Genomic DNA, 1,559 nt, shown 5'->3' on the forward strand with positions numbered 1-1,559 from the left:
CTGATCGCCTGCACCTACCACAACTCCACGAGCAGCCTGGAGCACTACATTCCGAGCTACGATGCGAATGGCAACATCCTCGCTTGGACGGATGGAAGCGGGACGGTGGTGCAGCGGATGGACTACGATCCCTTTGGAAACGCGGTGATGGTTGAGAAGCTCGCCCCAGCATCTACCCCCAAACTACCAAGCATCGGATTTTCGACGAAATATCAGGATGAGGAGACGGGTCTCTACTACTACGGCTACAGATACTATGACCCGGTGACGGGGAGGTGGCTATCGAGGGATCCCATCGAGGAGGAGGGCGGGGTAAACCTTTACGGCTTCGTCGGTAACAACGGGATCAATCAAGCTGACTTTTTAGGGCAATATGCGACGATCAAGGAGGCTGGACTTGCTGGAGCCCATGCGGCGGCCGAGAGGTCAATCCGGTTTGATGAAATTTATAATTCCGATAATTGGACATATCGCTATTTTGGAGGCGGCAACGAGGGGATAGATTTTAAGCTGGAATATGCGGGTCTTGTTTGCTGTAATTCTAATCCATCAAGTAACGAGGATAAATATCAATTCACGCCCCCGCATGAGGGTGTTGTATTCGGCCCGTATCCTGCGGTCGTGAAGGCGAAAGAGCCACTGATAAAGCCTAATATCGCTAACTATCATCCAGGGATAGGTGCAGTTTTGAAGGTTGGGGGTGATTCGCACGCATATTCAGATCCGACTTACAATTTTTCGATAGATCAGAAAGTGACTTGCCGAAAGGTCTTTGGGGCAGGGTGGACGATGGTTGGCCATTATCATTCCCATCCTCGAAGTAGCGGACTTGAGCCTAGTCTCTTCGATAAGCTGAACACTCTCCCCGGAAAGAGGTTTCTCGGTGCTGTAGCTGGGGACTATTCAATCCACACCCGAGATTATTGATTCTGATGAAGGTGCTCTGGGGATCGGTATCGCTTTTTGCTGCTGCGGGGATAGGATTCGTCGTGGGTTGGGTTTCGAATTCGTCGAAAGAAGGAAGTCGGTCTCAGGATGCTGAGGGCAAAAAGACCTTCGTGGAATTGGAGGCTTTATCTCAACAAGGTGATTTGCCGAATCCGGTTCAAGTTAAAGGATCGATTTATTGCGACCAAAGCGGCATCTTCTGGTTGACCCCCGGACCCGGGGTCGAACCCAGGGAGGGATTGGCATTGCGTATGCCGACGTGGCATTTTCCTGCGTCTTCTGGTGAGTGGTCCAGAAGTTTGATCGTTGAAGGGGAATTTAACAAACTAGATTCGGAAATCGGATTTAATTCCATTTCACCCATCTATGGGATTCAATTCAAATAGGAAAGATGGTCGAAGGGGTCGGTCGTAAACGGTGAATATATGGACGCACCTTTCATCAAAGGGGTCAGTCCTGAATGGCACTAGATTAAGCTCGTTTTCGGCTTCGAGGGTGACGGAAAGCCAAGGAAACGGGGTCAGTAGGCATGAAAGGGCTCCGCGTTGGTAGTGCCATCCGTTACGATGGCGTGTGGAACAAACAACACCAACACGGAAAACCCATGAAGA

The 1,559-nt window shown here is 50.5% G+C and carries 2 protein-coding genes; both read left to right on the forward strand.

Going from position 1 to position 1,559, the window contains the following annotated elements; all coding sequences use genetic code 11:
- Window positions 1-927 (forward strand): RHS repeat-associated core domain-containing protein (locus HNR46_RS20490; protein ID WP_184022569.1); only part of this gene is annotated, 927 nt, incomplete at its 5' end.
- 5 nt (window positions 928-932) lie between these two features.
- Window positions 933-1,334 (forward strand): hypothetical protein, encoded by a 402-nt coding sequence (locus tag HNR46_RS20495; RefSeq protein ID WP_184022571.1) that lies wholly within the window; start codon window positions 933-935, stop codon window positions 1,332-1,334.
- Window positions 1,335-1,559 lie beyond the last annotated feature (225 nt).

Origin of the sequence: Haloferula luteola (genome assembly GCF_014201715.1) — a bacterium.
GTDB lineage: Bacteria > Verrucomicrobiota > Verrucomicrobiia > Verrucomicrobiales > Akkermansiaceae > Haloferula > Haloferula luteola.

Excerpts from the sequence above, each read along its gene's own strand:
- HNR46_RS20495 (WP_184022571.1), top strand. The coding sequence starts at position 933 with ATGAAGGTGCTCTGGGGATCGGTATCGCTTTTTGCTGCTGCGGGGATA.